The following is a 12,816-nucleotide window of genomic DNA, read 5'->3' on the forward strand; positions in this document are numbered from 1 at the left end:
TCATCCTGCCTGCGCGCGCGTCGCGGCGCCATTGGCCGAATGGCAGAGGCCATCGCGGGAAACGGTTATTTTATAATGCGCCGATTGCCCTCATTTCTGTTTCTCCCTTTTTCACTCAATTTCGGCGGCCCTCGACGTGAAGTTTTTCACTGAATACCAGAACATCGCACTCATCGTCATCGCGCTCGTGTCCGGCGCGCTGCTCCTGTGGCCGGCCATCATGCGGCGCGGCCGGGGCGGCATTTCCGCCGCCGAGGCCACCACGCTGATCAACCGCCGCAATGCCGTCGTAGTCGACCTGCGGCCGGCCGCGGAATTCGCCAACGGCCACCTGCCGTCCGCGCGCAATCTCGAAGTGTCCGAGCTCCAAGCAAAAATTGGCCAGATCGCAAAGAATAAGAGTAATCCGGTCGTGCTCGTCTGCCAGACTGGTCAACAATCGCAACGTGCGAGCCGCAGCGTGTCCGAAGCAGGCTACGCCGAAGTCCATGTCCTGGAAGGCGGCGTCGATGCCTGGCAGAAAGCCGGCATGCCGGTGGTGAAACAAGGAGCAGCGAAGTGAAGAAAGTCGTCATGTACAGCACCGTCGTGTGCCCGTATTGCCAGATGGCCGAACGTCTTTTAAAGTCCCGCGGGGTCGAAGCCATCGAGAAGATCCTGATCGACCGTGAACCCGGCCGCCGCGAGGAAATGATGACGCGCACCGGCCGTCGCACCGTGCCGCAGGTGTATATCGGCGAAACGCACGTCGGCGGCTACGACGACCTTTCCGCGCTCGACCGCCAGGGCGGCCTCGTGCCGCTGCTCGAATCGGCCTGAAGCAGCTCGCATTCCGGCGCGCGGGCCATCCTGACACCGCGCGTCCATACCGAATCACCTAGGAAATCACTATGTCCGACGAGAACAACCAGCCGTTTTTCAACATCCAGCGCATCTATCTGAAGGACATGTCGCTCGAGCAGCCGAATTCGCCGGCCATCTTCCTCGAGCAGGAAATGCCCTCGGTGGAAGTCGAAGTCGACGTGAAGGCCGACCGTCTCGCGGAAAGCGTGTTCGAAGTGCTGGTGACGGGCACCGTCACGGCCAAGGTCACGAGCAAGGTGGCGTTCCTGATCGAAGCGAAGCAGGCAGGCATCTTCGACATCCGCAACATTCCGGCTGAACAGATCGACCCGCTCGTCGGCATTGCGTGCCCCACCATCCTGTTCCCGTACCTGCGTTCGAATATCGCCGACGCCATCACGCGCGCCGGTTTTCCCCCCATTCACCTCGCGGAAATCAACTTCCAGGCGCTGTACGAGCAACGCATGGCCCAGCTCGCCACGGCGCAGGAAGGCGCGGCGAACGGCGCCACGCATTAAATTCCCGCGACTTCTGCCGACCGGAGCCGGGCAATGAAAGTAGCCGTTCTTGGCGCCGGCGCGTGGGGCACCGCATTGGCGGGCCACCTCGCGGAGCGGCACGACACGACCTTGTGGGCGCGCGACGCCGCGCTCATCGAATCACTCTCCCGCACGCACGAAAACACGCGCTATCTGGCTGGCGTGCGCTTGCCGCCGTCGCTGGCGTTCGAGACGGACCTCGCCGCCGCGCTGCGGCACGCGTGCGCGGATGACGCGCTCTGCGTCGTCGCCGCGCCGGTCGCGGGGCTGCGCCAGTTGTGCCGCGCCATGCATCGGGAAGGCATCGTTCCGGCGCATGTCGTGTGGCTCTGCAAGGGCTTCGAGGCCGACACGCAGTGCCTGCCCAATGAAGTCGTCGCGGCCGAACTGCCCGGGCACAGGAGCAACGGCACGCTGTCCGGCCCGAGCTTCGCGCGCGAAGTGGGGCAGGGCCTGCCGGTCGCGCTGACGGTCGCGAGCGCATCGGCGGAACTGGCCGCGCGCACGGTTTCGGCGTTTCATCACGGCGCCATGCGCATCTATACCGGCGACGATGTCATCGGCGTGGAAGTCGGCGGCGCGGTGAAGAACGTGCTTGCCATCGCCACCGGCATTTCCGACGGCCTCGGTCTCGGCTTGAACGCGCGCGCCGCGCTGATCACGCGCGGGCTGGCCGAGATGTCACGTCTGGGCGTCGCGCTCGGCGGGCGGGCGGAGACCTTCACGGGCCTGACCGGTTTGGGCGACCTGATCCTCACCGCAACGGGCGACCTGTCGCGCAACCGTACCGTCGGCGTGCAGCTGGCGAGCGGCCGCACGCTCGACGAGATTCTCACGGCGCTCGGCCACGTCGCGGAAGGCGTGCGTTGCGCACGCGCTGTTCTGGCGCTCGCGCAGTCGCGCGGCATCGAGATGCCGATCACGCAGGCGGTATGCCGTGTGCTCTTCGAGCAGGTAGCGCCCCGCGATGCCGTGCAGGCGCTGCTCAATCGGGACGCGAAGGCGGAATAGGTCCGCGCAGGACCGGACAGGCGCGTCGTCAGAGTCGCTGAAGTCCACGAACCGGAGGCGCGCCATGGCCCAGCTCGAAGCCCGAAAGGTCGACATCACGACGCTGCAAGTCGATGCCATCGTCAACGCGGCGAACAAGTCGCTGCTGGGCGGCGGCGGTGTCGACGGTGCGATTCATCGCAAGGCGGGGAAGAATCTGCTGCGCGAATGCGAAACGCTCGGCGGCTGCGAAACCGGCGACGCGAAGCTCACCGCGGGCTACGGCCTGCCGGCGAAACACGTGATTCACGCCGTCGGGCCGCGCTGGAGCGGCGGCAACAAGAACGAGCCCGAACTGCTTGCAAGCTGTTACCGGCGCTCGCTCGAACTGGCGGCTAAAGCTGGCTGCGAGTCGATCGCGTTCCCGGCCATCAGTTGCGGCATCTATCACTTTCCCGTCGAACAAGCCGTGCCGATTGCCGTGCGCACGGTCATTCAAACCCTGTCCGCCGCGCCTGGCATCAAGCACGTGATCTTCGCCTGCTTCCAAGACGACATGCTCGCGCGCTATCAGGCTGAACTCCAGGCCGCACTCCATTCCCAACTCCGGTCCGAACCCGACCTTCAGGCACCGCCTTCGAAACCGGCCTGACGCCAGGCCTCGAACGTCACGATCGCCACCGAATTCGACAGGTTCAGGCTGCGGTTGCCGGGTCGCATCGGCAGGCGCACGCGCTGTCCGTTCGGAAAGCGTTCGAGCAGCGCAGGCGCGAGTCCGCGCGTTTCGGCGCCGAACACGAACCAGTCGCCGGGTCTGAACGCGTGATCGAAGAACGGCGTCGAGCCGCGCGTCGTGAACGCGAACATGCGCGCCGCATCCGGCGCTTCCTTCCCGATGAACGCGTCCCAACTGGCATGCACGTTCATCTCGGCGTACTCGTGATAGTCGAGGCCGGCGCGACGCATCTTGGTGTCGTCGAGCGGAAAACCGAGCGGCTCGATCAGATGCAGCCGCGCCCCGGTGTTGGCGCACAGGCGGATCACATTGCCGGTGTTCGGCGGGATTTCGGGTTCGACGAGTACGACGTTGAACATGACTGTCTGAAGATGAAATGGTTAATCCTGCGGCGTGCGCAGCGCCACGAAGTTGGTGACGCGGCGCGCGCCGGCTCGCTTGAGCGTGTGGGCGAGCGCGTCGAGCGTCGCGCCCGAGGTCATCACGTCATCCACCACGCCGACGTGCAGGCCGCGCACCGCTCGCGAAACCGAAAACGCCTCGGCGACATTGCGGCGGCGTGTCTCCTGATCGAGCCGCGACTGCGCCGGCGTGTGCCGGTTGCGCAGCACGAGCGCTGCATCGCTTTGCACGCCCATCAGGCGCCCGAGCGGACGCGCGATCGCCCAAGCCTGGTTGTAGCCCCGTTCGACGAGCCGCTTGCGCGACAATGGCACCGCAACGATCACGTCCGGCCGGGGCAGGCCGCTGTCCTCGAACGCGCCATGCAGATGCCGCGCGAATGCCGGGGCCGCCGCGAGCTGGCCGCGAAACTTGAGTCCGACGGCCAGCGTATCGAGCGGCGCGCGATAGTCGGCGAGCGCGAGCGTATCGTTGAAGGAAGGCGGTTTGTCGAGACACGCGCCGCAATGACAACGCGCATCGTCGCCGCGGCGGCGGAGCTGAAACAAGGTCAGCGGCAGGGCGCACGTGGCGCAGCGCATCCGCGGCTCGTTCCAGACTTGCGCATCGCATCCCGGGCACAGCAGGCTTTGCGACAAATTGCCGCATAGTGCGCACTGACCCGGCAGCGCAGCCGAGACGAGGCGCTTCAACGCTGTGCCGAATGCGCGCAGGCGCATGATGCCGCTGACAGCCGGCGAACGAGGCGATTGAGACGAGGGACGAATCGTGTTGGCGTTCAAGGCCGCTTGCCCGGAAAAATGATGGCTCGACCCGGCTGCTTGCACGCAATCGTCATGCGTCTCGCGGCCTTTATGCCTCGTATCAGCACTTCGCATGGGTCGTTTTAGAGACGACCGAGTATACTTCGCACTCTTCGCAAATAGATCGACATGTCCCCAACCTCCTCCGAAACCAGCCGTCCGGCCTATGATTCGCGCCGTTTGCGCGCGATCTTCGACGACCGCGCCGCTGCCTTCGACGAGGTCGCATTCCTGCCGCGCGAGATCGCCGGACGGATGCGCGAGCGGCTCGACTACATCAAGGTCGCCCCGCTGCGCGTACTCGACGCGGCGTGCGGCATGGGCGCCGATCTGCCCCGTTTGCGGGAACGCTTCGCCGAAGCTTCGGTGACAGGTGTCGATCTTTCGTCTGCAATGCTCGCACGCGCGCACGCCGCCGAGGCCGCCGATGGCGATGCCGGCGCAGGCTGGCGCCGCTTCCTCCCCGCGACACTCGCCAAGGCGCTCGGCGCGCGCGGCCCGCAACTCGCTCAAGCCGATTTCTCCGAGTTGCCGTTCGCATCGGGCGCATTCGAATTGCTCTGGTCGAATCTCGCGCTGCACTGGCACGCGCGCCCGGATCTCGTGTTTCCGGAATGGCAGCGCGTGCTGAAGGTGAACGGCCTGCTGATGTTCAGCACGTTCGGCCCCGACACGCTGCGCGAGCTGCGAGCCGCGTACCGCGAAGCCGAGCGCACGCTGGGTCTCGCGCCTGTGCCGCACACGATCGATTTCGTCGACATGCATGATCTCGGCGACATGCTCGTGGAGAGCGGCTTCGAAATTCCGGTGATGGATCAGGAAGTCCTGACCATTACCTACAAGTCCCCTGAATCCCTGTTGGCCGACGTGACACGGTGGGGCGCGTATCCGTTCGTCCGGGTTTACGCGGCGGGCCGCGCGGATCCGCAAGCCGTGCGCGGTGCGGTGCATCAGGCGCTGGAGGCGCTGCGCCGCGACGACGGCACCATTCCGCTGACCTTCGAGGTGATCTACGGCCACGCGTGGAAGGCCGTGCCGCGCACCACGGCGGAAGGACACGGCATTGTGCGGCTCGAGGATATCGGGCGAGGACCGAAACGGAAGTTGTAGGGAGAAGCGCCGAGCCGTAAATAGGGCTCAGGTTATGTCTGAAATTTGCGTGGAAAAGCTGCGCAAAAAGGTGCGTCAAAAGGGCGCAGAAGCTTGTGGCGCTTGGCTTTCCAGCGTTACGACCCTTGCTTGTGGATGCCCCTCAAGACGCCTATAATGCGTCAGTTTGTCGCCCGGGCTGACACAATTTTGGGCGAAATCCGAGCAAAAGTATGCGATTGCGTGCGGATTGATGGAGGCAGCGATGCAAGCCAGCCAGACGCTGACGGATACCGAGCCGGTCATCAAGGACTGGCTCATGAAGCGCAACTGTTCGGTATCGCCGCGTCAGTTCGTGGGCTTCTATCTGTCGCTTGCGTTGTTTTCGCTGGCAATCGCAACGCCGCTGTTCCTGAATGGCGCCTGGCTGGTGCTGCCGTTCACCGGAATCGAACTGACGGTCACAGGCATTGCGTTCGTGATTTACGCGCGTCATGCGGTGGACTACGAGCGAATCCGGCTGTATCAAAACCGGTTGTTGATCGAGCAGATGAACGCCGAAGAGCTGACGCAGTTCGAGTTCAATCCGCGTTGGGTGCGGGTCGAAGCGGGCGCGACACCGAGAGAACCGCTCACGATCACCTCGCGCGGTCAATCGGTGAAAATCGGACAACACCTTGCACAGCATCGTCGCCAACACTTTGCTGCCGAGCTGCGGGCCTCGCTGAGATGTCTTTGAGATGTCTCTGATGCGCGCCTGCGAGAGGAGCCGGCCGATGCTTGATGCCACGGGGGTCGAGGGTTTGAATGGAAAATTTGGGTAAGGATGCTATGAAAACAATCAAGCGAGCCCTCTCGGGCGTGCTGGCGGCAGGCGCACTGCTTTCCGCCGGCGCAGCCCTGGCGGTCGAAAACAGTCCAGGCGGTCCCGCTGTCAACGAGATCAACTTTCAGCCGCCCGTGACGAAGATCGCCGAGGAGCTCTACGGCCTCCATATCTTCATGCTCATCATCTGCACCGTCATCTTCGTTGGCGTGTTCGGGGTGATGTTCTATTCGATGTTCGTGCATCGCAAGTCGAAGGGCTTCAAGCCCGCCAATTTCCACGAAAGCACCACGGTCGAAATCATCTGGACCATCGCGCCGTTCATCATCGTGATCCTGATGGCGCTGCCCGCCACCAAGGCGGTCGTCGCGATGAAGGACACCTCCAACGCCGACCTCACCGTGAAGGTCACCGGCTATCAGTGGAAGTGGGGCTATGACTACGTAAAGGGTCCGGGCGAAGGCATCAGCTTCCTGTCCACCCTGTCCACGCCGCGCAGCGAGACCAACGGCCAGAAGCCCATCTCCACGCTGTATCTGCAGGAAGTCGACAACCCGCTGGTCGTGCCGGTCGACAAGAAGATCCGCATCATCACCACGGCGAACGACGTCGTGCACTCGTGGTATGTCCCGGCCTTCGGCGTGAAGCAGGACGCGATCCCCGGCTTCGTGCGCGACACCTGGTTCAAGGCGGAGAAGGTCGGCACCTACCGCGGCTTCTGTACGGAGTTGTGCGGCAAGGAGCACGCGTACATGCCGGTGGTGGTGGAAGTGCTGTCCACCGACGACTACGCGAAGTGGGTCGACGGCCAGAAGAAGAAGATGGCCGCAGGCCAGGACGATCCGCTCAAGACCTACACGAAGGATGAGCTGATGGCGCGCGGCCAGCAGGTCTACACGTCGAACTGCGCGGTCTGCCATCAGCCGACCGGCAAGGGCGCGGGCCAGTTCCCGGCGCTCGACGGCTCGAAGATCGCGAACGGTTCGATCGCCGAGCACCTGAATCTCGTGCTGCACGGCAAGGGCGCGATGCCTTCGTGGCAGGGCGTGCTGAACGACGTCGAGATCGCCTCGGTCGTGACCTTCGAACGCAATAGCTGGAGCAACCACACCGGCGACGTGCTGCAACCGAAGCAGGTCATCGACGCCAAGGCCGGCAAGATGCCCGAGGGCGGCGGCACGGCAGCGGCGGCATCGGCATCCGCTCCGGAGGCAGCGAGCGCCGCGCCCGCCGCGGCCGAAGCGAGCGCCCCGGCGGCATCGGGCGCGGAAGCCGGCAGCGCGACGCAGGCCGCCGGCCTGCCCGCCAGCATCTATTTCGAGACGGGCAAGGACACGCTGCCCGCCGACGCGAAAAACGCGGTCGACGCCGCAGCGGCCTACGCCAAGGCGCATCCGGACGCGAAGATCGCGTTGTCCGGCTTCACCGATGCCACCGGCGGCGCCGACCTGAACGCCGACCTCGCCAAGCGCCGCGCGCAAGCCGTGCGCGATGCGCTGAAGGCAGCGGGCGTAGCGGAAGACCGTATCGTGTTGAAGAAACCGGAAACCATCACGGGGGGCGCCGACAACAAGGAAGCCCGTCGCGTTGAAATCAGTCCGGCTGCTTGACGTGCCTGGCGTGCTGTTTTCCTTCGCCGCATCGGAAGATGCATATAAGCAACGGAAAACCACGCGTCATTGCCAAGTGCCCCGAGTATTCGCTTTAGGAGATGATTGTCATGTCTAGCATCGGACACGATGTAGGCGCAGGCCACGACCACGCGCACGATGACCATGCGCACGAGCTGCCGCATGGCTGGCGCCGCTGGCTTTTCGCCACCAACCACAAGGACATCGGTACGCTGTACCTGTTGTTCTCCTTCATCATGTTCCTCTCCGGAGGCGTGATGGCGCTCGGCATCCGTGCCGAGCTGTTCGAGCCGGGCCTGCAGATCATGCGCCCCGAGTTCTTCAATCAGCTGACCACCATGCACGGCCTCATCATGGTGTTCGGCGCGATCATGCCGGCGTTCGTCGGGTTCGCGAACTGGATGGTGCCGCTGCAGATCGGCGCATCGGACATGGCGTTCGCGCGGATGAACAACTTCAGCTTCTGGCTGCTGCCGGCCGCCGCCGTGCTGCTGGTCGGTTCGTTCTTCGCACCGGGCGGCGCGACCGCCGCGGGCTGGACGCTGTACGCGCCGCTCTCCACGCAGATGGGCCCGGGCATGGACTTCGCGATCTTCGCGGTCCACATCATGGGTGCGTCGTCGATCATGGGCGGCATCAACATCGTCGTGACCATCCTCAACATGCGCGCGCCGGGCATGACGCTCATGAAGATGCCGATGTTCGCGTGGACCTGGCTGATCACCGCCTACCTGCTGATCGCCGTGATGCCGGTTCTGGCGGGCGCCATCACCATGGTGCTGTTCGATCGTCACTTCGGCACGTCGTTCTTCAACGCAGCGGGCGGCGGCGATCCGGTGATGTACCAGCACATCTTCTGGTTCTTCGGTCACCCCGAGGTGTACATCATGATCTTGCCGGCGTTCGGGATCGTGTCGCAGGTGATCCCGGCGTTCTCGCGCAAGCCGCTGTTCGGCTATAGCTCGATGGTGTATGCAACGGCATCGATCGCGATCCTGTCGTTCATGGTGTGGGCGCACCACATGTTCGCGACCGGCATGCCGGTGACGGGCCAGCTGTTCTTCATGTACGCCACGATGCTGATCGCCGTGCCGACGGGCGTGAAGGTGTTCAACTGGGTGGCCACCATGTGGCGCGGCGCGCTGAGCTTCGAAACCCCGATGCTGTTCGCGATCGGCTTCCTGTTCGTGTTCACGATGGGCGGCTTCACGGGCCTGATCCTCTCGATGGCGCCGCTCGACATCCAGATGCACGGCACCTACTACGTGGTGGCGCACTTCCACTACGTGCTGGTGGCGGGTTCGCTGTTCGCGCTGTTCTCGGGCTGGTACTACTGGGCGCCGAAGTGGACCGGCTGGATGTACAACGAGATGCGCGGCAAGATCCACTTCTGGGCGTCGATGATCTTCTTCAACATCACGTTCTTCCCGATGCACTTCCTGGGTCTCGCGGGCATGCCGCGCCGCTATGCGGACTACCCGGCGCAGTTCACCGACTTCAACCAGATCGCGACCATCGGCGCATTCGGCTTCGGCCTCGCGCAGGTGTACTTCCTGTTCGCGGTCGCGCTGCCCACGTACCGTGGCGGCGGTGAGCTGGAGAAGGCGAGCGACAAGCCGTGGGATGGCGCGGAAGGCCTCGAATGGACCGTGCCGAGCCCGGCGCCGTTCCATACCTTCGAGCATCCGCCGACGGTCGAGTAATCAGTCTGAATGCTTCGCGGGACGGCTCTCTTGAGCGTCCCGCGAATCGAGAGCAAGGAAAGCCAAGGAAAGCATGGCCCCGGATCCACAAAAAAGACGCACGCCCGAAGAAATCCGCGCGGGCAACAAGCGGCTCGGAATCGTCATGGTGTTGATTGCCGCCGTCTTCTTTGTGGGTATCGTCGTCAGGCAGTACCTGTTGTCACGAGGGTAGGAAAGCCAAGTGTCTGCTCCGCAGGAAAATTCGCATGTCGACCGGTCGTTCAACCGGTCGATGCTCGTCAAGCTGTTCGTCGTGGCCGCGCTGATGTTCGGCTTCGGCTTCGCGCTGGTGCCGATGTACAAGGCCATCTGCGAAGTCACCGGCATCAACAACCTCGTGCAGCGCGACGTCAGCGCGCGCGAGGCGAAGAACACGCAGGTGGATGCGAGCCGCACGGTGTCCATCGAGTTCGATGCGAACGCACGCGGTCCGCTGCAGTTCAAGCCGGAGCAGAACACGCTGGACATCCACCCCGGCGAAGTGATGACGGTGATGTACCAGGTGACCAACCAGCAGGGTCGCACGGTGAAGGCGCAGGCCATCCCGAGCTATGCCCCGAAGCAGGCCACCGAGTATTTCAACAAGATCGAATGCTTCTGCTTCACGCAGCAGACGCTCGGCCCGAACGAAACCAAGCGCCTGCCGGTGGTGTTCGTCGTCGACCCGAAGCTGCCGAAGGACATCAGGACGATCACCCTGTCGTACACGTTCTTCGAGCTGGATGCGCCGAAGACGGTCGAGAAAGGAACCTGACGGCCATGAGCGCGGATTCGCCGAAGGGTGGTTTCCTCAAGCTCATGAAGGCCGTGTTCTGGTCGTTCTTCGGCGTACGCCGGCGCGCGGACCTGGAAAGCGACGCGGCCCAGCTGAACCCGCTGCATCTGATCGCGGCAGGCATCATCGGCGCGGTGCTGTTCATCGTCGTGTTGCTGCTGATCGTGCGCGCGGTAGTGGGATAGACGGAACGCCGGGACGTGGCCCAGCCATGCGTCCGGCGGGAAAAGAAAATTCAAGCAACTGGATCGAAGTGGAGAATCAACAATGAGCGGTCAAAACGAGAGCCCGTACTATTTCGTGCCGCATCCGTCGCGGCATCCGGTGATGGCTGCAACCGGCCTGCTGATCATGCTGGCGTCGCTGGCATCGTGGGTGAACGGTCATAGCTTCGGGCCTGCGGGCACGTTCATCGGCCTGCTGTTCGTACTGTTCGTGCTGTGGCACTGGTTCGGCGACGCCATCTCCGAATCCGAAGGCGGCATGTACGGCAAGCGCGTGGATGTGTCGTACCGCTGGAGCATGAGCTGGTTCATCTTCTCGGAAGTCATGTTCTTCGCGGCATTCTTCGGCGCGCTGTTCTATGCGCGGCAGATCGCGCTGCATGAACTCGGCAGCCTCGATTACAAGCTGATCTGGCCGGACTTCAGCGCCGTCTGGCCGAACAACGGTCCCGCCGCGCTCGTGCCGCATTTCCGCGCGATGGTGCCGTGGCCCCTGCCGACCATCAACACCGCGCTGCTGCTGTCGTCCGGCGCGACGCTGACGGTGGCTCACCACGCGCTGCGTGAAGACCATCGCAAGAAAGCGATCATCTGGCTGGGCGCCACCGTGCTGCTGGGCCTGATCTTCCTGTTCTGCCAGGGCTACGAATACTTTCACGCGTACAACGAACTGAACCTGACGCTCAATTCCGGCGTGTATGGCTCGACGTTCTTCCTGCTGACCGGCTTCCACGGCTTCCACGTGTTCCTCGGCGGCACGATGCTGGCCGTGGTGATGATCCGTCTGATCCGCGGTCACTTCACGGCGGAGCATCACTTCGCCTTCGAGGGCGCCGCGTGGTACTGGCACTTTGTCGACGTCGTGTGGCTGGGTCTGTACGTCGTCGTCTACTGGCTGTAAGAAGACTGGAGCGGACCGGCGCGCTGCGCCGTCCGCGATGCGCGACCGGTGGCAACGCTGGTTGAAGAGAGCATAGAAGCAGTGACCTACACGCCGCCCTCGAAGTCCACAGGGGCGGCGTTGTCGTTTGAAGCGCAGTGAGCAGGACAGGCACGGGGCGCGACAATCCGTCTCGCGGGACCTGCCCGCAACGGCGTTATCGTCCGATCGGCACGCCCGATGATTGAATCCAGCCCATCCAGTGAGCGAACAGGATGAAGAGGAACAGCGAGATGGACAGTCCGACGCGCGCGGCGAGCGACCAGACCATCCGCTTGGTGCGGCCCTTGTCTGTCATCATGAAGTAGAGCGCCGAGCCCAGGCTGCCGATGATCAGGATGAATGCGATAGCAACGAAGATGTGCATGAAACCAGCCAGCGTTGTTTGCTCGTGGGTCCGGTTGGCGGCACTTCAGGCCATGTCAGGAACCACCTTGAGCAGTATGGAATCGAAACATCCCATTATCTCACTCGACGGATTGCGCCGTGCGCCGCTCAAACGGATGCCGGCGGTAAGGCTTGCCGCATGAAGATTCGTTTCTGGCCCACGCTCCTCATCCTGATCGTCGTCGCGGTGACGGTGCGGCTGGGCTTCTGGCAGCGCGACCGCGCTCATCAGAAGGAGGCGCTCAACGCGCATATCCTCGCCTTCGAGCATGCGCCGGCGCAGACAGTCCGCGTCGAGCCGCTGCCGCTGAAGTCGATCGAATTCCATCGCGTCGAGGCGCGCGGGGAGTTCATGCCGGAACGCGTCGTGTATCTGGACAATCGTCCGTATAACGACCAGCCGGGCTTTTATGTCGTGATGCCGCTTAAACTCGAGGACGGCGGCTACGTGCTCGTGAATCGCGGCTGGCTGCCGCGCAATATGGCGGATCGCACGGGCATCGAGGCGTACGACACGCCGAAAGGGGTCGTCGACGTGCAGGGCATCGCGCGCGCCAATGCGTCGCAGGCTTTCGAACTGGGTCATGGCGGCTCGGCCGCGCACAAGGAGATCCGCCAGAACCTGGATATCCGCGCGTATGCCGCAGAAACCGGTCTGTCGTTCCAGCCGTTCGTGATCCAGCAGACCAACGACACCGGCGACAAGCTCGTGCGTGACTGGCCCGCGCCGACCTTGGGCGTCGAGCGCAACTATGGCTACATGTTCCAGTGGTGGGGCATGGCGGCGGCGGCGGTCGGCTTCGGCCTGTACGCCGCGCGGCGTGCCGCGAAGAAGGGCACGACACGCGACACACTCGACGAAGAAGCCGAACACCACGCCTGACAA

Annotated in this window: 17 protein-coding genes; 14 read left to right on the forward strand and 3 right to left on the reverse strand. The window is 63.8% G+C overall.

All coding sequences use genetic code 11. From position 1 onward, the window contains the following. Positions 1-136 precede the first annotated feature (136 nt). The 5 genes from QCE62_RS01335 (at position 137) to QCE62_RS01355 (ending at position 3,024) form a co-directional block, all read left to right on the forward strand. Positions 137-562 (forward strand): rhodanese-like domain-containing protein, encoded by a 426-nt coding sequence (locus tag QCE62_RS01335; RefSeq protein WP_309913458.1) that lies wholly within the window; start codon positions 137-139, stop codon positions 560-562. Continuing rightward, positions 559-819, forward strand: a complete 261-nt coding sequence (gene grxC, locus QCE62_RS01340) for a glutaredoxin 3 (protein ID WP_309913461.1) — start codon at positions 559-561, stop codon at positions 817-819. Before QCE62_RS01335 ends, grxC begins: the two co-directional genes overlap by 4 nt. 71 nt (positions 820-890) lie before the next feature. After that, complete coding sequence (gene secB, locus QCE62_RS01345) at positions 891-1,361, forward strand: protein-export chaperone SecB (protein ID WP_309807086.1); 471 nt, start codon at positions 891-893, stop codon at positions 1,359-1,361. Between the two features lie 33 nt (positions 1,362-1,394). Then, positions 1,395-2,393 (forward strand): NAD(P)H-dependent glycerol-3-phosphate dehydrogenase, encoded by a 999-nt coding sequence (locus tag QCE62_RS01350; RefSeq protein WP_309913464.1) that lies wholly within the window; start codon positions 1,395-1,397, stop codon positions 2,391-2,393. A gap of 64 nt (positions 2,394-2,457) precedes the next feature. Beyond that, positions 2,458-3,024 carry an O-acetyl-ADP-ribose deacetylase gene (locus QCE62_RS01355; RefSeq protein WP_309913466.1) on the forward strand — a complete coding sequence of 189 codons (567 nt, stop codon included), beginning with the start codon at positions 2,458-2,460 and terminating at the stop codon, positions 3,022-3,024. Here the strand turns inward: QCE62_RS01355 and trmL are convergent. Continuing rightward, positions 2,997-3,467, reverse strand: a complete 471-nt coding sequence (gene trmL, locus QCE62_RS01360) for a tRNA (uridine(34)/cytosine(34)/5-carboxymethylaminomethyluridine(34)-2'-O)-methyltransferase TrmL (RefSeq protein WP_309913469.1) — start codon at positions 3,465-3,467, stop codon at positions 2,997-2,999. The two genes, QCE62_RS01355 and trmL, sit on opposite strands and share 28 nt — an antisense overlap. Before the next feature lie 21 nt (positions 3,468-3,488). After that, positions 3,489-4,229: a ComF family protein gene (locus QCE62_RS01365; RefSeq protein ID WP_309913471.1), complete on the reverse strand. Its 741-nt coding sequence runs from the start codon at positions 4,227-4,229 to the stop codon at positions 3,489-3,491. 213 nt (positions 4,230-4,442) lie between these two features. Here QCE62_RS01365 and QCE62_RS01370 point away from each other — a divergent pair, with 213 nt between their 5' ends. The 8 genes from QCE62_RS01370 (at position 4,443) to QCE62_RS01405 (ending at position 11,504) form a co-directional block, all read left to right on the forward strand. Then, positions 4,443-5,423 (forward strand): methyltransferase domain-containing protein, encoded by a 981-nt coding sequence (locus tag QCE62_RS01370; RefSeq protein WP_309913473.1) that lies wholly within the window; start codon positions 4,443-4,445, stop codon positions 5,421-5,423. Between the two features lie 244 nt (positions 5,424-5,667). After that, on the forward strand, positions 5,668-6,141 hold the full coding sequence (locus tag QCE62_RS01375; RefSeq protein WP_309919523.1) for a DUF2244 domain-containing protein: 474 nt from the start codon (positions 5,668-5,670) through the stop codon (positions 6,139-6,141). Positions 6,142-6,209: 68 nt separating this feature from the next. After that, entirely contained in the window at positions 6,210-7,838 is a 1,629-nt protein-coding gene (gene coxB / locus QCE62_RS01380; RefSeq protein WP_309807092.1) for a cytochrome c oxidase subunit II, read from the forward strand. Positions 7,839-7,948: 110 nt separating this feature from the next. Beyond that, on the forward strand, positions 7,949-9,562 hold the full coding sequence (ctaD, locus tag QCE62_RS01385; RefSeq protein WP_309807093.1) for a cytochrome c oxidase subunit I: 1,614 nt from the start codon (positions 7,949-7,951) through the stop codon (positions 9,560-9,562). Positions 9,563-9,635: 73 nt separating this feature from the next. Then, a complete protein-coding gene (locus tag QCE62_RS01390) occupies positions 9,636-9,776 on the forward strand; it encodes a cytochrome oxidase small assembly protein (RefSeq protein ID WP_087047888.1) in 141 nt (46 codons plus the stop codon). A gap of 9 nt (positions 9,777-9,785) precedes the next feature. Then, a complete protein-coding gene (locus QCE62_RS01395; RefSeq protein ID WP_309807095.1) occupies positions 9,786-10,358 on the forward strand; it encodes a cytochrome c oxidase assembly protein in 573 nt (190 codons plus the stop codon). Between the two features lie 5 nt (positions 10,359-10,363). After that, complete coding sequence (locus QCE62_RS01400; RefSeq protein WP_309913477.1) at positions 10,364-10,564, forward strand: DUF2970 domain-containing protein; 201 nt, start codon at positions 10,364-10,366, stop codon at positions 10,562-10,564. Between the two features lie 82 nt (positions 10,565-10,646). Next, positions 10,647-11,504 (forward strand): cytochrome c oxidase subunit 3, encoded by an 858-nt coding sequence (locus tag QCE62_RS01405; RefSeq protein ID WP_309807097.1) that lies wholly within the window; start codon positions 10,647-10,649, stop codon positions 11,502-11,504. Positions 11,505-11,700: 196 nt separating this feature from the next. On the opposite strand, the gene QCE62_RS01410 is transcribed toward QCE62_RS01405, so the two are convergent. Next, positions 11,701-11,910: a twin transmembrane helix small protein gene (locus QCE62_RS01410; RefSeq protein WP_309807098.1), complete on the reverse strand. Its 210-nt coding sequence runs from the start codon at positions 11,908-11,910 to the stop codon at positions 11,701-11,703. 159 nt (positions 11,911-12,069) lie between these two features. Between QCE62_RS01410 and QCE62_RS01415 the strand changes: the two genes are divergently transcribed. Further along, a complete protein-coding gene (locus QCE62_RS01415; RefSeq protein ID WP_309913480.1) occupies positions 12,070-12,813 on the forward strand; it encodes an SURF1 family protein in 744 nt (247 codons plus the stop codon). Positions 12,814-12,816 lie beyond the last annotated feature (3 nt).

It is taken from the genome of Caballeronia sp. LZ033 (assembly GCF_031451265.1).
Taxonomy (GTDB): Bacteria; Pseudomonadota; Gammaproteobacteria; order Burkholderiales; family Burkholderiaceae; genus Caballeronia.